23 protein-coding genes, 1 pseudogene and 1 riboswitch are annotated in these 18,190 nt (G+C 47.2%); of the genes and pseudogenes, 22 read left to right on the top strand and 2 right to left on the bottom strand.

From position 1 onward, the window contains the following. Window positions 1-278 (bottom strand): annotated as a pseudogene (locus E5983_RS04650) (transposase family protein); the annotation flags it as partial. Between the two features lie 192 nt (window positions 279-470). Here E5983_RS04650 and ispE point away from each other — a divergent pair. From ispE to E5983_RS04565, 17 genes are all read left to right on the top strand, one after another. Beyond that, window positions 471-1,325 carry a 4-(cytidine 5'-diphospho)-2-C-methyl-D-erythritol kinase gene (gene ispE, locus E5983_RS04645; protein ID WP_160332749.1) on the top strand — a complete coding sequence of 285 codons (855 nt, stop codon included), beginning with the start codon at window positions 471-473 and terminating at the stop codon, window positions 1,323-1,325. Window positions 1,326-1,397: 72 nt separating this feature from the next. Then, a complete protein-coding gene (locus E5983_RS04640) occupies window positions 1,398-1,832 on the top strand; it encodes a zinc-dependent MarR family transcriptional regulator (protein ID WP_160332748.1) in 435 nt (144 codons plus the stop codon). Continuing rightward, on the top strand, window positions 1,833-2,531 hold the full coding sequence (locus tag E5983_RS04635; protein ID WP_160332747.1) for a metal ABC transporter ATP-binding protein: 699 nt from the start codon (window positions 1,833-1,835) through the stop codon (window positions 2,529-2,531). Then, complete coding sequence (locus E5983_RS04630) at window positions 2,528-3,325, top strand: iron chelate uptake ABC transporter family permease subunit (protein ID WP_160332746.1); 798 nt, start codon at window positions 2,528-2,530, stop codon at window positions 3,323-3,325. Before E5983_RS04635 ends, E5983_RS04630 begins: the two co-directional genes overlap by 4 nt. A 6-nt stretch (window positions 3,326-3,331) precedes the next feature. Next, a complete protein-coding gene (locus tag E5983_RS04625; RefSeq protein ID WP_160332745.1) occupies window positions 3,332-4,837 on the top strand; it encodes a metal ABC transporter solute-binding protein, Zn/Mn family in 1,506 nt (501 codons plus the stop codon). 158 nt (window positions 4,838-4,995) lie between these two features. Next, entirely contained in the window at window positions 4,996-6,048 is a 1,053-nt protein-coding gene (locus E5983_RS04620) for an AEC family transporter (RefSeq protein ID WP_160332744.1), read from the top strand. 12 nt (window positions 6,049-6,060) lie between these two features. Next, window positions 6,061-7,056: a 2-hydroxyacid dehydrogenase gene (locus E5983_RS04615; protein ID WP_160332743.1), complete on the top strand. Its 996-nt coding sequence runs from the start codon at window positions 6,061-6,063 to the stop codon at window positions 7,054-7,056. Between the two features lie 74 nt (window positions 7,057-7,130). Continuing rightward, a complete protein-coding gene (gene comGA, locus E5983_RS04610) occupies window positions 7,131-8,102 on the top strand; it encodes a competence type IV pilus ATPase ComGA (RefSeq protein ID WP_160332742.1) in 972 nt (323 codons plus the stop codon). Continuing rightward, complete coding sequence (gene comGB / locus E5983_RS04605; protein ID WP_269148528.1) at window positions 8,077-9,036, top strand: competence type IV pilus assembly protein ComGB; 960 nt, start codon at window positions 8,077-8,079, stop codon at window positions 9,034-9,036. The genes comGA and comGB overlap by 26 nt, the downstream gene beginning before the upstream one ends. After that, complete coding sequence (comGC, locus tag E5983_RS04600; RefSeq protein WP_160332740.1) at window positions 9,033-9,350, top strand: competence type IV pilus major pilin ComGC; 318 nt, start codon at window positions 9,033-9,035, stop codon at window positions 9,348-9,350. Before comGB ends, comGC begins: the two co-directional genes overlap by 4 nt. Next, entirely contained in the window at window positions 9,325-9,744 is a 420-nt protein-coding gene (gene comGD / locus E5983_RS04595) for a competence type IV pilus minor pilin ComGD (protein WP_160332739.1), read from the top strand. The genes comGC and comGD overlap by 26 nt, the downstream gene beginning before the upstream one ends. Further along, window positions 9,716-10,009, top strand: a complete 294-nt coding sequence (gene comGE, locus E5983_RS04590; RefSeq protein WP_228099572.1) for a competence type IV pilus minor pilin ComGE — start codon at window positions 9,716-9,718, stop codon at window positions 10,007-10,009. Before comGD ends, comGE begins: the two co-directional genes overlap by 29 nt. Further along, on the top strand, window positions 9,981-10,430 hold the full coding sequence (gene comGF, locus E5983_RS04585) for a competence type IV pilus minor pilin ComGF (RefSeq protein ID WP_160332737.1): 450 nt from the start codon (window positions 9,981-9,983) through the stop codon (window positions 10,428-10,430). The genes comGE and comGF overlap by 29 nt, the downstream gene beginning before the upstream one ends. Beyond that, window positions 10,420-10,734: a competence type IV pilus minor pilin ComGG gene (gene comGG, locus E5983_RS04580; protein WP_160332736.1), complete on the top strand. Its 315-nt coding sequence runs from the start codon at window positions 10,420-10,422 to the stop codon at window positions 10,732-10,734. Before comGF ends, comGG begins: the two co-directional genes overlap by 11 nt. Window positions 10,735-10,767: 33 nt before the next feature. Beyond that, a complete protein-coding gene (locus E5983_RS04575; RefSeq protein WP_160332735.1) occupies window positions 10,768-11,703 on the top strand; it encodes a class I SAM-dependent methyltransferase in 936 nt (311 codons plus the stop codon). 61 nt (window positions 11,704-11,764) lie between these two features. Continuing rightward, window positions 11,765-12,955 carry an acetate kinase gene (locus tag E5983_RS04570; protein WP_160332734.1) on the top strand — a complete coding sequence of 397 codons (1,191 nt, stop codon included), beginning with the start codon at window positions 11,765-11,767 and terminating at the stop codon, window positions 12,953-12,955. Between the two features lie 112 nt (window positions 12,956-13,067). Continuing rightward, a riboswitch (THF riboswitch) is annotated at window positions 13,068-13,158 on the top strand. A gap of 33 nt (window positions 13,159-13,191) precedes the next feature. Next, entirely contained in the window at window positions 13,192-13,749 is a 558-nt protein-coding gene (locus tag E5983_RS04565; protein WP_160332733.1) for a folate family ECF transporter S component, read from the top strand. 43 nt (window positions 13,750-13,792) lie between these two features. On the opposite strand, the gene pepA is transcribed toward E5983_RS04565, so the two are convergent. Then, window positions 13,793-14,866, bottom strand: a complete 1,074-nt coding sequence (gene pepA / locus E5983_RS04560; protein ID WP_160332732.1) for a glutamyl aminopeptidase — start codon at window positions 14,864-14,866, stop codon at window positions 13,793-13,795. Window positions 14,867-14,942: 76 nt separating this feature from the next. Here pepA and E5983_RS04555 point away from each other — a divergent pair, with 76 nt between their 5' ends. The 5 genes from E5983_RS04555 (at window position 14,943) to E5983_RS04535 (ending at window position 18,095) form a co-directional block, all read left to right on the top strand. Next, window positions 14,943-15,236, top strand: coding sequence for a DUF4651 domain-containing protein (locus E5983_RS04555; RefSeq protein WP_160332731.1), 294 nt, complete (start codon window positions 14,943-14,945; stop codon window positions 15,234-15,236). Then, on the top strand, window positions 15,233-15,550 hold the full coding sequence (locus tag E5983_RS04550) for a thioredoxin family protein (protein WP_160332730.1): 318 nt from the start codon (window positions 15,233-15,235) through the stop codon (window positions 15,548-15,550). The genes E5983_RS04555 and E5983_RS04550 overlap by 4 nt, the downstream gene beginning before the upstream one ends. A gap of 17 nt (window positions 15,551-15,567) precedes the next feature. Beyond that, on the top strand, window positions 15,568-16,194 hold the full coding sequence (gene ytpR / locus E5983_RS04545) for a YtpR family tRNA-binding protein (RefSeq protein WP_160332729.1): 627 nt from the start codon (window positions 15,568-15,570) through the stop codon (window positions 16,192-16,194). A gap of 450 nt (window positions 16,195-16,644) precedes the next feature. Continuing rightward, entirely contained in the window at window positions 16,645-17,601 is a 957-nt protein-coding gene (locus tag E5983_RS04540; protein ID WP_160332728.1) for a substrate-binding domain-containing protein, read from the top strand. Further along, window positions 17,601-18,095, top strand: a complete 495-nt coding sequence (locus E5983_RS04535; RefSeq protein WP_160332727.1) for a hypothetical protein — start codon at window positions 17,601-17,603, stop codon at window positions 18,093-18,095. The genes E5983_RS04540 and E5983_RS04535 overlap by 1 nt, the downstream gene beginning before the upstream one ends. The last annotated feature ends 95 nt before the right edge of the window (window positions 18,096-18,190 follow it).

The raw sequence follows: 18,190 nt of genomic DNA, 5'->3' as shown, positions 1-18,190 counted from the left end.
TTGAAACGACGGACTGTTAATTCTAGATAAACAGGCTTATTATCGATTTCTGTTAGCTGAATTTGACGCTTTTTAGGAGTGGTACCATGGGCATAGACATCTTTAGTAGATTCCCAGATAACTCCACAGGAGGGGCAACAGCTTGGACGTTTTTCCAAAGAACCTTCAATGATTTGGGCAAGACGATTTCGCTTATCTTTACGAAAAGTAAGCCAATTTTCTCTAAAAGTAATGTTTAGGTTTTGAATTCCGAGTAATTTTTGAGTAACATAGTCCATATGAAGCAATTCCTATTCTGATGTTTTTTTTCACTTATCAGTTTACTAGGAATTGCTTTTTTTTTTGCACTCTGAATTACAAAAAAAGTTGCATGGAGAGCAAGCTTTCCACACAACTTATTATAGAACCCCTTTTCTGCTTTCAATGGTTCTCCCTTTTCTCTCAGCCTATCTTTTGATAAAATGGCATGTATGAAAGAAATTGTTGAGAAGGCACCGGCTAAGATTAATCTCGGTTTAGATATTCGTGGGAAGCGAGAAGATGGTTACCACGAGTTAGAGATGGTCATGGCCAGTGTTGATTTAAATGATTATATTACTGTTCGAGAACGGGAGGATAACCAGATTACCTTGGAATCCTCGTGTAGCAAGATACCGTTGAATCCGAAAAACCATGCCTATAAGGCAGCCTTTTATCTGCGGGAAGCTGCGGGTTTGCAGGATCGTGGCATTCATATTATCATCGATAAGCGAATCCCTAGATCGGCTGGTTTAGCGGGTGGATCCAGTGATGCGGCGGCAACTCTACGTGCCTTGAACCAACTATGGGACTTGAACTATAGTTTGGATCAGTTAGCGGAGATTGGGGCGCAGGTTGGCTCAGATGTTCCGTATTGTGTTCACTCAGGCTGTGCCTATGTGACCGGTCGTGGGGAGGAAGTTCATCCCCTGGCACCAGCTCCTAAGGTTTGGGTTGTCTTAATCAAGCCTCCTTTTGGTTTGTCGACAACTTCGATTTTCTCGGAGGTGGAGATGGAGAAGATTCGTTCGGTGGATATCCCTGCTCTCTGCCAAGCCATTAATGAGGGAGATTATAAACAGCTGGTGAGCAAGCTTGGAAATTCCCTGGAAGATATCAGTATTGCTCGGAAGCCCATGATCCAAAAGATCAAAAACTGTGTGGCAGCCTCCGGAGCAGATGCGACCCTGATGAGTGGTAGTGGTCCAACCGTTTTTGCCCTTTGTTCTAGTGATAAAGTAGCGCGGCGGGTGGTCAATTCCGTCAAAGGCTTTTGTAAAGAAGTTTATCGTGTCAGAATGTTATAGAGTCAGTCTTGACTCTATCTTTTTTTCGCGATATAATTAACCGGTAAATGATTAATCAGTTAAGGAGATGCCATGTTAGGAAGTGAGATTAGTCGGGTTTTGGATTTGGTTTTGAAAAAAGCAGAACACCAGCATGAGCTTCTGCTAGGGGATTGCCAGAGTCCCATCCACCTGACCAACACCCAGGAACATATCTTAATGGTGTTAGTCCAAAAGCCCTTAACCAATTCCAGCCTGGCAAAAGAGCTAGGCCTTTCCCAGGCGGCCATGACCAAGGCAACAAAACTACTGAGTAAGGAAGGCTTGTTGGAAACCAAAAGAGATCAGCAGGATGGTCGACTGGTTTATTTTCAATTAACCAAAGCAGGAAAGGCGGTAGCCGAGGAGCATGCTCAGCACCATGAGCGTACCAGTCAGGCTTTACAGAAAATGGTACAAGGTTTTTCAGATCAAGAGCAAGCAGTGATTGCAAGATTTCTGAAAGAATTAGCGAAGGAGATGGAATAAATGCGCTATTTGACGGTCAAGGATTTGACCTTTTATTACGATAAGGAACCCGTTTTGGAGGGGGTGTCTTATCACATTGATGCGGGGGAATTTGTGACCCTGACAGGAGAAAATGGGGCTGCCAAGTCGACCCTGCTTAAAGCTAGTCTGGGGCTTTTAAGAGCCAGCCAGGGGAGTGTCGAGCGGGCTAGTGTCAACCGGGATGGTCAGCCTTTGCGGATTGCCTATCTACCCCAGACTGTGGCTAGTTTTAATTCAGGTTTTCCCTCAACGGTGGAGGAGTTTGTGGCTTCGGGCCGTTATCCGCGTAAGTCTTGGTGGAAACGGTTGACGGAACATGACCAGGAGCATGTTCAGGTTAGTTTGGAAGCTGTTGGCTTGTGGGAGCAACGAAAGAACTTTATTGGGGCTCTTTCGGGTGGTCAGAAGCAACGGTTGGCCTTGGCGCGGATGTTCGCCTCTGATCCGGACTTCTTTATTTTAGATGAGCCGACAACGGGGATGGATGCTGTTTCGAAGGATGATTTTTATGAGCTCATGCACCATTCGGCCCATAAACATGGCAAGGCTGTTTTGATGGTGACCCATGATCCTGAGGAGGTTGCGGACTATGCTGACCGCAATATTCATTTGTTGCGGAAACAGGATTCGCCTTGGCGTTGCTTCCAGTTGCACCAGGGAGAGGAGACAGGCGCATGAGTTTATTCGATTATGCCTTTTTCCAACGGGCCCTGCTGGCGATTGTGGCCATGAGTCTGTTCTCACCAGCCCTTGGGGTTTTCTTAATTCTGCGGCGTCAGAGCTTGATGAGTGATACCTTGAGTCATATTTCCCTAGCCGGGGTGGCCTTGGGGCTGCTCTTAGGTCTGTCTCCGACCTGGATGACCTTGGTGGTGGTAATTTTAGCCGCGGTTTTCTTGGAATACTTGCGGACTGTCTATGCTTCCTATTTGGAAGTGGGGACGGTGATTCTGATGGCTGCTGGTTTGGCTATTGCTATGGTGGTGATGAGCCAGGCTGGTGGTGGCCAGACCATGAGTCTAGAGCAGTACCTCTATGGCTCCATTGTGACCATTTCCTGGGAGCAGGTCTTGGGCTTGTTTGCGATTGCGGCGCTAGTCTTACTATTTTTGGTGCTGGCCTACCGACCACTGTATCTGCTGACCTTTGATGAAGATACGGCTCAGGTGGACGGGATTCCGACTCGTGCTCTGTCCATTGCCTTTAATATCATGAGTGGGGTTGCGATTGCCCTAATGATTCCTGCTGCTGGAGCTCTGTTGGTCTCAACCATCATGATTCTCCCAGCCAGCATTGCTTTGCGTCTGGGCCGTCACTTCCAATCGGTCCTCTGGCTCTCCTGTTTGATTGGCCTGGTGGGAATGGTCGCAGGACTCTTTCTTTCCTATTATTGGGAAAGTCCCGCCAGCGCCAGTATCACCTTAATTTTCATCGCCATTTTTATGGGGGTGACGCTACTGAAGAGAAAGTAGGCTCTTATGAAAAAATGTAAAAAGGGATTTGCCGTCCTCCTCTTAGGACTTGTCCTTTTCTTAACCGCTTGCCAGTCCCAAGGGTCCAAAAAGGATCTGCAACTGGTAACCAGTTTTTATCCCATCTATGAATTTACCAAAAAAATTGTTGGTGATGAGGCAGATGTGCAACTGTTAGTTTCAGCGGGTACAGAGGTGCACGGCTATGAACCATCGGCTAAGGATATCAGCCGTCTGCAAGAAGCGTCTTCCTTCCTGTATTTGGATCCCAATATGGAAATGTGGGTACCAGATCTAGAGAAGACCGGGGTCTTGGAGGCTGATCGGACGATTCAGGCCAGCAAGGACTTGATTCTGTTGCCAGGTCAGGAAACGGATCATGACCATGATCACGGGGCTGAGGACCACGAGCATACCTTGGATCCCCACCTCTGGCTCTCTCCTTATCGGGCAAAACTTCTAGTCGCTTCTCTACGAGATCAATTGATGGAACGTTACCCTGATCAGGCTGCTAGCTTTGAAAAAAATGCGGCGGCTTATCTGAAGGAATTGGAGCAGTTGGATAAGACCTATCAAGAAAAATTGGCAGTTTATCAGGGCTACACCTTCTTGACCCAGCATACAGCCTTCAATTACCTGGCCTTTGACTACCAGCTCCAACAGGAGTCCATTGTTGGCCTTTCAACAGAAGAAGAGGCCTCCTTGAAACGAATCCAAGAGTTGACTGACCAGGTCAAGGAAGCAGGGATCAAACGTATTTATGTCGAATCCACCTCTTCCAATAAATTAGCCCAAACCCTGGCTTCTGAGGCCGGTGTTGCAGTCGGCCAGCTTCACACCTTGGAAGGAGTCCCTCAAAAGGAACTGGATCAAGGAGCGTCCTATATCAGCCTGATGGAGGAAAATTTGGAACAATTAGTTGCCGGTTTCAAGGATGCAATGAAACCCAAGGCTACTGAAGCTGTGACTGAGAAGACGGTTGCCAACGGCTACTTTGAAGACAAGGCCATCAAGGACCGGGCCCTGGCGGACTGGGAAGGTGACTGGCAGTCAGTTTATCCCTATCTAGAATCAGGCCAGTTGGATCAAGTCTTTGACTACAAGGCCAAGAAAAAGGGAGATAAGACTGCCCAGGAGTACAAGGACTACTACCAAATCGGTTACCAAACTGATGTGAACCAAATCAAGATTAAAGGGAACAAGGTGACCTTTGTGACAGATAAGGGCGAGGAAACCTATACCTACAAGCCTGCAGGTTATAAAGTCCTTACCTATGAAAAAGGCAATCGTGGCGTCCGCTTCCAGTTTGAAGCAGAGGAGGCGAATGCCGGTCGCTTCAAATACATGCAATTTAGTGATCACCAGATTGCTCCAATCAAATCCGGACATTTCCACCTCTATTTTGGTGGTGAGAGCCAAGAAGCTCTCTGGGAAGAAATGACCAATTGGCCAACCTACTATCCTGCTAGTCTCAGCGGACAAGAAGTGGCCCAGGAAATGGTAGCCCATTAGACTCTGCTAGGGTATCTTCGATGCCTGTACTATAGTCTACAAGTCGAGTTTTAGGACTCGACTTTTTTGATATTTTTTTCACAAAACATCTTGCAGCTCATCTCTTCTTTCGGTATAATAATAAGTGTTTGTAAAAAAACTCACAAAGGAGATTTTAGATGGAAAAGATGTTTCAAATTATTACGTCCAATGCTTTTCTCAGTGCCATTTTCTCAACGATTGCTATTATTTTGTTGGGCTATGTTGCACGAAAGCGCAATATTGTTGGACCAGAAGCCGGAAAGGTTTTATCAGATGTGGTTTTGGCTTTTGCCCTTCCAGCCTTGGCCTTTTCAGCCTTTATGCAAAATATTAATCCCGAAACCTTTACCACTGGTTTGACCGTGTTTGTTTTTGGTTTTGTGGCTTATGTGATTCTCATTATTCTGGGGGAGAGCTTGTTTTTCCGGTTTAAGGGGGATCAACAAACGACCTTGTCTGTTTTGACCACTTTTGGTTCTACGACCTTCTTTGGAATTCCGATTATTAATGGTTTCCTTGGTCCACTGGGAGCCCTGTATGCTAATATCTTTAATATTGCCTACCGGGTTTTCCTTTATTCTTACGGTTTGGTACGTATGAGTGGGGTCAAGTTTGAGAAGAAAAATTTCAAACAAATTTTCTTGAATCCGATTGTCCTAGCGACCTTTGTTGGTCTTTTGATTTGGGTTTTCCAAAAAACGATGCCGCAAATGACAGTGACTGTTCCCTTGTATGAGGGTAGCAAGGATATGCAAGAAATTACAGTTGGAATTCTACGGATTGATAAAACCCTCCCTTGGCTCTATAAACCAGTCGATTACCTCTCTAAACTAGCTTCGCCTTTGGCTTGGTTGGCGATTGGGATGACCCTTGGTAACATTAGTCTGGGTGAGGCTTTGAAGGACCGTGTCGTTTGGCTCTACAGTGGGGTGAAATTGGTGGTTGTCCCAGCTATCTTTGTGGTTTTGATGCTGGTCATGAAATCCGTTGTTTCCCTAGACTACCCAGCCTTCATGGCGATTATTATCATGCTAGCTACCCCGCCAGCAACCGTAGCGGTGGCCTATGCCATTAAATATGACAAAGAGGCTCAGCTGGCCAGCAATGCGTCCCTCTTGGGAACCGTTCTATCTATTGTTGCAATTGTCTTCTGGATTATTGTTGGAGCCGGCCTGCAAGCCTTCTTCTAAGAGGATAGATGTATGAAAGTATTATGTTATGGTGTCAGAGATGTTGAAATTCCGATTTTTGAACAGGTCAATCAAAGCTTTGGCTTTGAAATGACCTTGGTAGCAGACTATCTCAACTCCCCGGAGACTGCAGCCCTAGCAAAAGGGCATGAGGCAGTCATCCTACGCGGAAACTGTTTTGCGACAGCGGAGGTTCTGGATCTTTACAAGGAATGGGGTGTGGACTATGTCTTGACGCGGACCGTAGGTGTGAACCACATTGATGTGGCCCACGCTAGAGCGCTAGGTCTCAAAACAGCCTATGTTCCCTTCTACTCCCCTAATGCGATTGCGGAATTAGCTGTGACCTTAGCCATGATGTTGCTGCGAAACACAGCCTATACCGTGCAAAAAACGGCTCAGAAAGATTTCCGAGTCGATGCCAGCATGTTTTCCCGAGAGATTCGCAATTGCAAGGTTGGATTAGTTGGAATCGGTCGGATTGGTTTGACCGCAGCCAAGCTCTTTAAGGGTTTGGGGGCAGAGGTCTTGGCCTATGATGCAATTCCGAAAGAAGGGGTGGATGACCTTGTTCGCCAAGTTTCGCTGGAGGAGCTCTTGCGTGAGAGTGACATTGTCAGTGTCCATGCTCCCTACATTCCGGCCCAGGGCCGTTTTATCACCCGCGACTTTACCGCCAAGATGAAGGATGGCGCGATCTTGATCAATACGGCGCGTGGCGAGTTGCAGGATGCCCAGGCCTTGCTGGAGGCGGTTAGGTCGGGTAAATTGGCCGGTCTTGGTTTGGATACTTTAGAGGGGGAAGGCGATTTCTTCTTCAAGGATTTGAGGGATCAAATCTTGCCCGATCCGTTGGTGGAGGAGCTGGTTCAGCTCTATCCGCGTGTCTTGATTACTCCGCATATTGGTTCCTATACAGATGAAGCTGCTCTTAATATGATTGAAACTAGCTTCAAGAATCTGCAGGAATTTATGGAAACAGGCCAGAGTCAAAACGAGATTGAATAGTTGAAAAAAGTCGTTGCTTGCAACGGCTTTTTCCTTGTCCTTTGCGAATAAACAAGTGAGGAGGCAGGAGAGATATGGTAGAACGCAAGGCTCAGGCTATTTTGAGGAGGGCTCACCAAGAGCGAGCTCAGGATGTTTATATTGTCCCCCAAGTTGAGGGGTATTCAATCTATCTGCGACTGGGCGAAGAGCGTGTTTTGCTGGATGAGGTGGATCTGGCCCAGGGCCAGGCTCTATTGGGACATTTTAAGTTTGCGGCTGGGATGAATGTCGGGGAGCGGAGGCGGAGTCAGCTTGGGTCTTGTGATTATGCCTTGGAACAGGATTGTTTATCCCTGCGTCTGTCGACCGTTGGCGATTACCGTGGTTTGGAGAGTCTGGTGATTCGGCTTCTCTATGATGGCCAGCAGCCCTTAGCTTTCTGGGATTGGACTCCCCAGCAACTCAGTCGGTTTATTCAAGGACGGGGTCTCTATCTTTTTTCGGGACCCGTTGGGAGTGGGAAGACCAGCTTGATGTACCAGCTCGCCAAGACTCGCTTTCAGGGGCGGCAGATTTTGACCATTGAAGATCCGGTCGAGATCAAGGATCCAGCTTTTTTACAGCTGCAATTGAACAAGGATATTGGCATGACCTATGACCATCTGATCAAGCTCTCCCTCCGTCATCGCCCTGATCTTCTAATTATTGGTGAAATCAGGGATACAGAGACCGCTCGGGCTGTTATCCGGGCAGCCTTGACAGGGATCAGTATCTTTTCAACCGTCCATGCCCGCTCTATTCCAGGGGTCTATGCCCGCTTATTAGAACTAGAGGTGGAGCCGGGAGAATTGGCAGAGAGCTTGCGTCTGGTGGCTTACCAACGCCTGATTGGAGGAAAGGGGTTAGTAGATGTTGCCCAAAAAGAGTTTGCCCAGCATCCAGCGACTAGTTGGAATCAAAAGGTTACCGATTTATTGGAGGCTGGTGTTATCAGCCAGGATCAAGCTCAGGCGGAATACATTGGGGCTTCAGCAGGAGTTGAAGATTGTACAACTTTTCCATAACCTCTTTGCGACGGGCTTTCATTTGGGAGAAGCCTTGGATTTCTTGGATCATAGTGGCCTTCTAGACAAGGTCTTGGTTGACCGGATGCGGCAAGGGATGCGGACAGGCCAAGCCTTTTCCAGCATTTTAGGCCAGCTCGGCTTTTCGGGGACAGTTGTGAGTCAATTGGCTTTGGCTGAACTGCACGGTAATATCTTGGAAAGTTTGGCCCAGCTGGAGGGGCATCTGCAGAGTCTGATCCAGGTTCGGCGGAAGCTAGTAGCGGTGGGGACCTATCCCTTGTTACTTTTAGGCTTTTTGATGGTTATTATTGTAGGCCTGCAGTCTTATGTGCTGCCGGAGATTGACCAGGGCAATCAGTGGACTCAAATGGTGCAGGTGATTCCCTTGGTTTTTCTAGCTTTTGGACTTTGTCTTGCTTTGGTCTTTATAGGTCTAGCAGCTTTCTATCGGCACAAGCCACGGTTGGTTTTTTTCCGGATGTTGGTGATTTGCCCTGGTGTACGTGGCTTCGTCCAAGCTTATTTGTCGGCTAGTTTGGCGCGTGAGTGGGCCAGTCTTTTTGGGCAGGGCTTGGCCCTGGCGGAGATTGTGGGTCTGATGCGGGGGCAGGAGTCGGTTTTTTTAGTTGAGTTGGGGGCGGATCTGGATCAGGCCTTGAATGGTGGGGTGTCCCTGGCCCATCAGATTCGGACCTATCCTTTTTTGCGACCAGAGTTGGCCTTGATGATTGAATACGGTGAATTTAAGTCGCGTTTGGGGCAGGAATTGGCCCTGTATTCTAAGAAAACCTGGGAAGATTTTTTTCATCGGCTTTTTCGACTGATGGATTTGATTCAGCCGCTTGTTTTTGTGGTCGTAGCCTGTTTGATTCTGTTACTCTATGCAGCTATGTTGCTGCCGATTTATCAAAATTTGGAGGTACCCTTATGATAAAAAAAGCCACCCAGACCATGCTAAAAGGTTTTACTCTAATAGAAATGTTAGTTGTCATCCTTATCATCTCGGTGCTCTTATTGTTGTTTGTCCCGAATTTGGTCCAGCAAAAAGAAGTGGTCCGGGAAAAGGGAAATGCAGCCATTGTCAAGGTGGTAGAGAGCCAGGCGGAAATTTACCAACTCAATCATAGTGGAGCTCCAAATCTAGGGCAGTTGGTGGCGGAGAAGCAAATTACGAAGGAGCAGGCGGATGCTTATCGGGACTACTACAAAAAACATAGTGGTGAAAGTCGGATCGTGCCCGATTAAGGCCTTTACGCTCTTGGAAAGCCTGCTAACACTTGGCATTACGCTTTTTCTAGTGAGTCTGTTGGCGGTCGGGGTGAGGGAGGTTTACCACTCTTTTGAGAAGAATCTCTTTTATATTCGCTTTGAGCATTTTTATACCGAGTCCCAGACCTTGGCCTGGGCGCGACAGGAGCCTGCCCAGCTGTCTTTTCAAGGAAAGCGGATTAAGGGAATGCAAGGTGAGCTGGTTCTTCCAGAAGGCTTGGAATTACTCTCTCAGTTTCAGTTGGATTTAACTGCCAAGGGCAATCACACAGGCTTGTCTCGGATTGTTTTTCGGGATCAGGCCAGTGGGACTACGATTCACTATCAAGCGAGGATTGGCAATGGGATTTTACGGCGGACTGAAGAATAGTCTGAAGGCTTATCTTTTATTGGAGTCCCTAGTGGCTCTATGGATTTTTAGCCTGGTGACCGCTTTGTTAGTAGGAGCCATTCAGCAGTCGCGAAAAAGGGAAGCAGCTCTTTTACACAGAGAGCAGCAGCTGCAAAAAGGTCACATGGCTCTGCAAGCCGGCTTGAGTGAATGGGCGGATGTTCAGGTGGAGCGAGGGGATCGAGTTTGGACTGTGAGGGAGGGGGAGGAGATTCTTGTCCAAGTACATGTTCTATCACCCTAGGTTACAGGCCTTTACCTTGCTGGAGGCCTTGGTAGCCCTTTTGGTCATCAGTGGTTCCTGCTTACTGTTCCAGGCTCTAACCCTGCTTTTATTTCAGGATATTCGTTACCAGGAGCGGGCTTCCAATCAGGATTGGCTGCTCTTTACCGCTCATATGGAGCAAGAGTTTCTGGAGGCGCATTTTGATGCGGTCAGTGATCATGAAATTTATTTGGATCAGAAGGGGAAGGGACAAAAAATTGCCTATTGGCCCAAACAAGCGGAAATTCGCAAGACCGGTGGGCGGAATCAGAACCAGGGGAGCCAGACCCTTTTGTTTGGCGTTCAGTCGATGGAGGTGGAGGAGCGATCCGGTCTTGTCCAACTTCGGGCCGTCCTGGCTGATGGGAAGGAAAGGGAGTGGGTCTATCGTGTGGACTAAGCGTGTCCGGGCTGGGGTTTTACTCTATGCCTTGTTGCTCTTAGCGGTTTTTAGCCTGGTTCTTAATCTCTACTTGGAACGGCACCTGTTCCAAGAGCGTTTATTTCAGGCTTATCAGGAGCGGGAGCAGGCCTATGCCCTGGCTATTTATTGCCGGGATCAGGGTCAAGGTAAGAAGGGAGAGTTGCAGTTCCAAGAGGGGCAGGCTCGTTATCAGGTTGAGAAGCGGCGTTGGCAGGTTGAGGTTCGCTTGACTGGTGGTCGCTCCTACAACTTTTCTTTTGTAGCACCTTCCCATGACTAGCCCCGTTGCTTGTTTTTGTGTTATCATAGGAACATGAATTTTGAAAAGATTGAACAGGCTTTTGGCCTTTTATTGGAGAATGTCCAGACCATTCAGAATCAGTTAAAGACGGGCTTTTATGAGGCGATTATTGAGCAGAATGTTAACTATCTGCAGCCAGTAGAAGATTGGCAGGTACTGGAGTCAAATAACCAGCAAGTGCGTCAGTTGGAGTTGACGCCCGAGGAGTGGCGGCGGACTTTTCAGTATTTGATGATGAAGGGGCAGCAAACGGAACCCTTGCAACCCAATCACCAAGCGACTCCTGATAGTTTGGGATTTTTAATTACCTTGGTGATTGACCATCTCTTCTCCAAGGATTCCCTCAGCGTTTTGGAGTTGGGAAGTGGTATGGGGAATTTGGCTGAGACCATTTTGTTGCATAGTCAGAAGGCTATAGACTATCTTGGGGTTGAATTGGATGATATTTTGGTCGAGCTGTCAGCCAGTATTGCGGAGGTCTTGGGGACCGAGGGACTAACCTTTTCGCAAGGGGATGCAGTGCGGAGTCAAGTTTTCCAAAAGGATTTAGTGGTTAGTGATTTGCCAATTGGTTATTATCCAGATGATGTTATTGCCAGTCGTTTCCAGGTGGCGAGTCCGAAAGAACATACCTATGCCCATCATTTGTTGATGGAGCAGGGGGTTAAGTATTTGGAGTCGGATGGCTATGCGATTTTCTTGGCCCCTACTCAATTGTTGACCAGTCCGCAGAGTGAGCTTTTGAAGGAGTGGATTCAGACGGCAACCGAGTTGGTGATGTTGGTACATTTACCAGAAAAGATTTTTGCCAATCCGTCCTATGCGAAAAGTCTTTTTGTGTTCAGGAAGTTTTCTGGTCAGAAGGGGACGCCATTTGTTTTTGCTTTTAATGATTTGAGCAATCCGGAAGAAATTCGAGATTTTCAAGCAAAATTGGAGTCAAATTAGGGGCTTTTTGGTGGATTTTCTGATATACTAAAGATGTAAACGCTTTAAAAAGGGGTAGCTTATGTCTAAGACAATTGCGATTAATGCAGGTAGTTCGAGTTTGAAATGGCAGCTTTATGCGATGCCAGAGGAAAAGGTGCTTGCTAAGGGAATTATTGAGCGGATTGGTCTCAAGGATTCTATTTCTACTGTTAAGTTTGATGGTCGGGCTGAAAGCCAGACTTTGGATATTGTAGATCATGTGCAGGCCGTGAAACTGTTGTTGGAAGATCTGTTGAAGTTCGGGATCATCCAGGATTATGCTGAGATTACAGGTGTGGGCCACCGTGTTGTTGCGGGTGGTGAGTACTTTACAGACTCTGTTCTAATTGATGATGAAGTTTTGGCTAAGATTGAAGAGTTGGCGAGTTTGGCACCTTTGCATAACCCAGCCAATGTGGATGGAATTCGTGCCTTCAAAGAAATTTTGCCAGACATCACAAGTGTAGCTGTGTTTGATACAGCCTTCCATACAACTTTGCCAGAGGTGGCTTATCGCTATCCAATTGCAGAGAAGTATTACCAAGATTATAAGGTGCGGAAGTATGGAGCACACGGAACTTCTCATTATTACGTTTCGCGTCAGGCTGCAGAAATGTTGGGACGTCCCGTTGAAGATTTGAAATTGATTACAGCTCATATCGGAAATGGTATTTCGATTTCTGCTATTGACGGTGGTAAGTCAGTGGATACGTCTATGGGCTTCACACCTTTGGCTGGTCCAATGATGGGAACTCGTTCAGGTGATATTGATCCAGCGATTATTCCTTACTTGGTGGCACAAGTGCCTGAGCTTGAGAATGCAGCAGATGTAATTGATGTGTTGAACAAGGAATCCGGTGTGCTTGGAGTGGCAGAAGCTTCCAGTGATATGCGGGATGTTGAAGCAGGTCGTGCATCTGGTGATGCTAAGATGACTCTGGCTTTTGACATGTTGGTAGATCGTTTGAAGAAGTTCATCGGTCAGTACTTTGCTGTTTTGAATGGAGCAGATGCTTTGATCTTCACAGCGGGTATCGGGGAAAACTCGGATCAAGTCCGGGAAGCTGTTGTTGAAGGCTTATCTTGGTTCGGTATGAAACTGGAACCTGGTAAAAATGTCTTTGGTGCAGTTGGTGATATTTCAACAGCTGATTCTAAAGTCAAGGTGCTAGTTGTACCAACCGATGAAGAATTGGTGATTGCGCGTGATGTTGAGCGTCTAAAAGCCTAATATGATAGAGATCAGAAGACCAGTCGGCAAGCCGACTGGTCTTCTTTAGTAAGCGGAGAACGTCTCTCCATAGGGCTGGCTTGAAATGTGGTATACTGGTAAGGCCGTAAGGCACAGAGTAAGTAGTCTGCGTTAAGTGTGTGTGGATGGGATGTTGCCACACAACGAAACCATTGGTGCGGTAGACTATTGCATCCGCTGTCGTTAGACAGCTCCAGAAAGAAAGGAGCTTTCCTATGAAATTTTCATTTCCCAAATTGAGTCCGCAATTGCTGGCGACTCTTGCCATGTTGATAGCCTTGACCTATGTCTTGGATCTATTCACCATTTCGATTATCCCCAACCAATTGCAGGTTGGTGTGACCTTTATTGCCAAGGTCTTAATCGGATCTATTGCAGGTCCCTGGTTATCAGCCTTGGTGGCCATTCTGTATGATATTTTGGCCTTTTTCTTGAATAATACAGGTTATTCTTTTATTTGGGGTTTTACCGTCGTTGAGGCCTTGCAGGGCTTCCTGTACGGATTGTTCTTCTTTGGCAAGAAGTTGAGCTTCCAGAACTGGAAGGACTGGCTTTATGTCATTTTTGCGACCGTGATTACCATGGGGATTGGGACCTTTGTATTGACCCCTATCCTACTTCACACCTACTACCAAACTCCCTATGCTGTCCTTTATGCATCACGGGTCTATAAGGTGCTGGAAATTCCAATCCGCGTTCTGTTGATTATGGTTGTTCTTCCCTTCCTTCAACGGATTCCGGAGTTTGCACGTTTGAACCATTTGAAAAAATAAGACTAAGCAAAAACGAGCCCGTTTAGGAGGCTCGTTTTTTTGCTTAGTCTTGGTAACCGGTAATGGTAGCAATGGTTGCTTGGTCCAGATTTTTCAAAAGGGCTTGTAAGAAAGCTTGGGCTTCCAGGAAGTCATCAAGACTGTAGAGGGTTTGGTGGGAGTGAATGTAGCGGGCGCAGACGCCGATGGTGGTCGATGGGACACCGCCGTTTTTGAGATGGGCAGCTCCAGCATCGGTACCGCCAGCTCCAGCGTAGTATTGGTACTTGATGCCGGCGCTTTCAGCGGTGTCGAGGAGGAAGTCCTTCATGGCTGGTAAAAGCAGGTGGCCTGGGTCGTAGAAGCGGATTAGGGTGCCTTCCCCGATTTTACCTTGGCCTCCGAAGACGTCAGCAGCGGGAGAGCAGTCCACCGCGAAGAAGAGGGATGGGTCTAGGAGGGTGGTGGAGGTGTGAGCACCGCGGAGGCCGACTTCTTCTTGGACATTGGCTCCAAGATAGAGGTCGTAGTCAAAGGCTTCTGAAGCCAGGGCTTGGGCTGCTTCTTTAATCATGAGAATTCCGTAGCGGTTGTCCCAAGCCTTGGAGATAACATTTTTACCGTTAGCGGTGAGGATGGTTTGGCTATCTGGGACAATGGTATCCCCAGGGCGGATGCCGAAGGCCTCGGCTTCGGCCTTGTCTGTAAAGCCAGCGTCAAAAATAATATCACTGATTGCAGGGAGGCTGGCTTGGGAGCCTGAAGCCCTTAGAAGGTGAGGCGGTGTGGCTGCTGTGATAAGGGGGATTTCTTGTCCTTGCCGAGTGATAAGGGTATAGCGTTGGCCACTGACGACCAAGGGATTCCAACCGCCGATTTCGACGGCACGGAAGGTGCCGTCGTCTTTGATGGAGCTGACCATAAAGCCGACTTCATCCATGTGGGCTGCGACGAGGACGCGGGGGGCATCTGCAGCCTGGCTTTTTTTGAGGCCGAAGATGCTGCCGAGGCCGTCTGTCTGGATTTGATCTACAGAACCCTGGAGTTGGTTACGCAGGTAGCTGCGAACAGCCCCCTCGTGGCCGGAAATTCCCTTGAGCTGGGTGACTTCTTGGATGTTTTGAAATAGTTGGTTCATAGATGTCCTTCTCCTTTTTGACTCTTTCCTAAAATTGTAACACAAGTAGACTTGTGATAAAATAAAGACTATGGGTATGAAAAGAAAAAGTCAGTCGGTCTTAGGCTTGCTAGGTTTTCTGGGTCTAGCTGGTCTAGCCTATACGGGCTATCAGTTGCGGGAAGACCGAGTGCGGGTTCGGAGTCAGGAGGAGATGACGGCCAAGGTGCGTGCTTTTTTCTCGGAAATGGGTCGCGTAGAGACCTTGTATGTGGAACTCTACCAGTCCAATCGTGATTATCTGGAAGGCGGTGTGTTCTTGGAGGATGACCGGCATTACCGTTTTTATTTGATTGGTAAGCAGCTTTATTTTGAGGAGGTGGTATCATGATTGTACCAGAGTCCGTGGAAGATTTTGCGACCTTGTTGAAGGGTGACGGCAAATTTGTCTGTTATTTTACCGCCGCTTGGTGTGGGGACTGCCGTTTTATCCAGCCGCATATGCCTAGTATCGAAGCTGCCTACCCTTATTTGACCTTTGTCCAAATTGATCGGGATCAATATTTAGAAGTGGCAAAACTATGGGATGTTTATGGGATTCCGAGTTTTGTGGTTGTGGAAAAAGGACAGGAGTTGGGGCGCTTTGTGAGTCGAGATCGAAAAACAAAAGAGGAAATCGAGGCTTTCCTAGACGGGTTAGTCTAAGAGAAGAAAGGGAGTTTATGTTATTTACCTATAATCCACAGGGTGTTGGAGATGTATTGATGGTTCTTGTTGCTGATTCTCAGGGACAGGCTGTTGAAGTGACGAAAAAAGGTGCGATTGCGCGTGTGAGTCGGGTTGATAATCAGGAGCTTGTGGCTTGGAATTTCTTCCAAGTGAGTGAGCACTTACAGCTGGAAGGATGCGGACAGATGGACCTGTCGGAGGCGGACCTTGCAGTTTTGAATGCTTGGTTGGAAGCCGAAGGTTTTGAAGAACGCGTGGCCAACTTTGCCAGCCCTCGTTTTGTGGTGGGTGAGATTGTGGAGATGGAAGCTCATCCAGACAGTGACCACTTGAATATCTGTCAGGTTGCTATCGGGCAAGACGCGTCTGTTCAAATTGTGGCTGGTGCTCCGAATGCGCGTGTGGGCTTGAAAACGATTGTGGCGCTTCCAGGTGCCATGATGCCTAAGGGGAACTTGATTTTCCCAGGTCAGCTTCGAGGTGTGGATAGCTTTGGTATGATGTGTAGCCCCCGTGAATTGGCTCTTCCAAATGCCCCACAAAAACGCGGGATTATCGAATTGCCAGAGGCTACCCCTGTCGGCCAAGCCTTTGATCCAGCCAAACATTGGCAAGCTTAACTATGAAGAAAGAGGCTGGGACAAAAGTCTAGCCTCTCTCTTTATGATTAGCAAAATACCTTTGACGCAGTAGTTGATTGGGTCTAACAGCATTGTATGCTGTTAGAGAGTACCAAATCTTTTTTGCGAAGCAAACTCCAATCGTTCGCTTGATAGCGAACATTTCATGTTCGTCCATATCATAGGCTCAGCGAGTCAATTCCTGACTCGCCGAGAGGACTCCGAACCCGACCTAATCAACCTTGCGGGGGTGGGACTACGAACTAATTTTGAAAAAATTAGTTCTGTCCCACTCCCTTTTATTTTGCTCTACATATTCTTATAGTGAAAATTGTAGTATAATGGTAGAAAAATGGATTTATAGGTTATCTGCGCTTTGAAAATCAAAAGGCTGGTCTGTCACTTTGTCGATTGCTAGTTGTTTTACCAAACGAGGGGAGCTATCCGAATATGTTCAAACGAAGCTTTGTCTATTTCCTACTTCCAATGGTGGTGTGCTTATTTTTGGTCTTTTTATTTGAAAGAGGGAGGCACTTGGATGACAAACAATTGAAAATCGGCATCAGTTATATGACTATCAACAATGATTTTTATAAGACCTTGAATGCAGAGATTGAAAAGACGATGGGCGTCGAAACAAGTCGGTTTTTTGTTAGGGATGCTGAGTTGGATGCTGGTAAGCAAAGTCAGCAGATTGATTTTTTTGTGGAGCAGCAGGTAGATGTGTTAGTCGTGAATCCAGTTGATAGTCATAGTCCACAGGTGCTTGCCTCCTTGAACAGGGCTAAGGCTGCAGGAATCCGAATCATTGTGGTGGACAGCCCGATTAGTTCCGAGGCTTCGGTGGATGTGACCATTGTTTCGGACAATTACCAAGCTGGGGTGTTGCTGGCAGAGAATCTGTTAAAAACGGTCTCAGAAGCCAAGATTCTCATCTTGAAACACCAGAATGCACTTTCGGCCAGGGAGAGGATCCAGGGATTTTTGGATACCATTGAGCAGTATCCGGCCTACAAGGTGGTTGCTGAGCGGGAGACCTTGGGGCAGACCGAGGAAAGCATGGCCCAGGTGCTTGCTGCTTTGCAAGCTGGTCCTTCCTTTGATGTTGTTGTTTCGTTGAATGATCGGGCAGCCCTTGGTGCTTTGGCTGCGCTGGAAGACCAGCGCTATACTGGCCAGATGCTCATTTATGGCGTCGATGGCTCACCGGATATCAAGGCCCTTTTGCCCTTGAAAAATGCCCTGCAGGGGTCAGTGGCCCAGTCTCCTATTCAGATGGGGCAAAAAGTGTCAGAAGTTATCCAGCAAATGGTCTCCCATCAGGAGTATGAAACGAACTATGCGATCCCTGTGCAAGTGCTGACCAGAGAGAATCGCAGGGAATTTCCTGTAAAAGGATGGCAGTAATGCGAGGATATACACGTACAGCTTATAGCTTTTGGGCTCTTGTTTTGATTAACTTTTTGGCGGTGGTCTACAATGCGTCGATCTATCTGTTTGCGACCCATTATGCCATTTCTAGGGGTTTTGCCTATAGCCTATTGAGTCAGTTGGAGGCGGTTCCCAAATCACCAAGTCTGGTTTTCTTAGCAACAGTCTTTCTTTACACTGGTTTGCTGGGGATTTTCTATCACCACCAGCAGCGGGCCCAGTCTTTTTCCGTTTTTGACCGCTTAACGATGTTGGAGGTCTTCCTTACTTTGGCCTTATTTTTCACCCTGTCCATGTCTTATAATGGCTTGTTTTTAGTGGTGTTTGCAGATATTTTTTATGGGTCAAAAGAATTTGCTGCTCTTAAAAATCGGAAGTATTGGGTACCCCTGCTGGGTCTCAGTTTGCTCTTGCTGACGGACTACAATCTTTTATCCCAAATTATTCATACCTCAAACAACTCCGTGTAAATAGCTAAAAAATCATCAGAAATTGCCAAAAAACAATGGCAATTTCTGATGATTTTTCTTGTCGTTCAATCTGTTCTAAGGATAAAAATGGATTC

Origin of the sequence: Streptococcus danieliae, from assembly GCF_009767945.1 — a bacterium.
GTDB lineage: Bacteria > Bacillota > Bacilli > Lactobacillales > Streptococcaceae > Streptococcus > Streptococcus danieliae.
The sequence above is the reverse complement of the archived record's forward strand: the minus strand, read 5'-3'. Positions and strand labels throughout refer to the sequence as shown.

What these genes read in the sequence shown, in the direction of transcription:
- ispE (WP_160332749.1), top strand. Translation starts at nt 471, where the DNA reads ATGAAAGAAATTGTTGAGAAGGCACCGGCTAAGATTAATCTCGGTTTA.
- E5983_RS04640 (WP_160332748.1), top strand. Translation starts at nt 1,398, where the DNA reads ATGTTAGGAAGTGAGATTAGTCGGGTTTTGGATTTGGTTTTGAAAAAA.
- E5983_RS04635 (WP_160332747.1), top strand. Translation starts at nt 1,833, where the DNA reads ATGCGCTATTTGACGGTCAAGGATTTGACCTTTTATTACGATAAGGAA.
- E5983_RS04630 (WP_160332746.1), top strand. Translation starts at nt 2,528, where the DNA reads ATGAGTTTATTCGATTATGCCTTTTTCCAACGGGCCCTGCTGGCGATT.
- E5983_RS04625 (WP_160332745.1), top strand. Translation starts at nt 3,332, where the DNA reads ATGAAAAAATGTAAAAAGGGATTTGCCGTCCTCCTCTTAGGACTTGTC.
- E5983_RS04620 (WP_160332744.1), top strand. Translation starts at nt 4,996, where the DNA reads ATGGAAAAGATGTTTCAAATTATTACGTCCAATGCTTTTCTCAGTGCC.
- E5983_RS04615 (WP_160332743.1), top strand. Translation starts at nt 6,061, where the DNA reads ATGAAAGTATTATGTTATGGTGTCAGAGATGTTGAAATTCCGATTTTT.
- comGA (WP_160332742.1), top strand. Translation starts at nt 7,131, where the DNA reads ATGGTAGAACGCAAGGCTCAGGCTATTTTGAGGAGGGCTCACCAAGAG.
- comGC (WP_160332740.1), top strand. Translation starts at nt 9,033, where the DNA reads ATGATAAAAAAAGCCACCCAGACCATGCTAAAAGGTTTTACTCTAATA.
- comGE (WP_228099572.1), top strand. Translation starts at nt 9,716, where the DNA reads ATGGGATTTTACGGCGGACTGAAGAATAGTCTGAAGGCTTATCTTTTA.
- E5983_RS04575 (WP_160332735.1), top strand. Translation starts at nt 10,768, where the DNA reads ATGAATTTTGAAAAGATTGAACAGGCTTTTGGCCTTTTATTGGAGAAT.
- E5983_RS04570 (WP_160332734.1), top strand. Translation starts at nt 11,765, where the DNA reads ATGTCTAAGACAATTGCGATTAATGCAGGTAGTTCGAGTTTGAAATGG.
- E5983_RS04565 (WP_160332733.1), top strand. Translation starts at nt 13,192, where the DNA reads ATGAAATTTTCATTTCCCAAATTGAGTCCGCAATTGCTGGCGACTCTT.
- pepA (WP_160332732.1), bottom strand. Translation starts at nt 14,866, where the DNA reads ATGAACCAACTATTTCAAAACATCCAAGAAGTCACCCAGCTCAAGGGA.
- E5983_RS04555 (WP_160332731.1), top strand. Translation starts at nt 14,943, where the DNA reads ATGAAAAGAAAAAGTCAGTCGGTCTTAGGCTTGCTAGGTTTTCTGGGT.
- E5983_RS04550 (WP_160332730.1), top strand. Translation starts at nt 15,233, where the DNA reads ATGATTGTACCAGAGTCCGTGGAAGATTTTGCGACCTTGTTGAAGGGT.
- ytpR (WP_160332729.1), top strand. Translation starts at nt 15,568, where the DNA reads ATGTTATTTACCTATAATCCACAGGGTGTTGGAGATGTATTGATGGTT.
- E5983_RS04540 (WP_160332728.1), top strand. Translation starts at nt 16,645, where the DNA reads ATGTTCAAACGAAGCTTTGTCTATTTCCTACTTCCAATGGTGGTGTGC.
- E5983_RS04535 (WP_160332727.1), top strand. Translation starts at nt 17,601, where the DNA reads ATGCGAGGATATACACGTACAGCTTATAGCTTTTGGGCTCTTGTTTTG.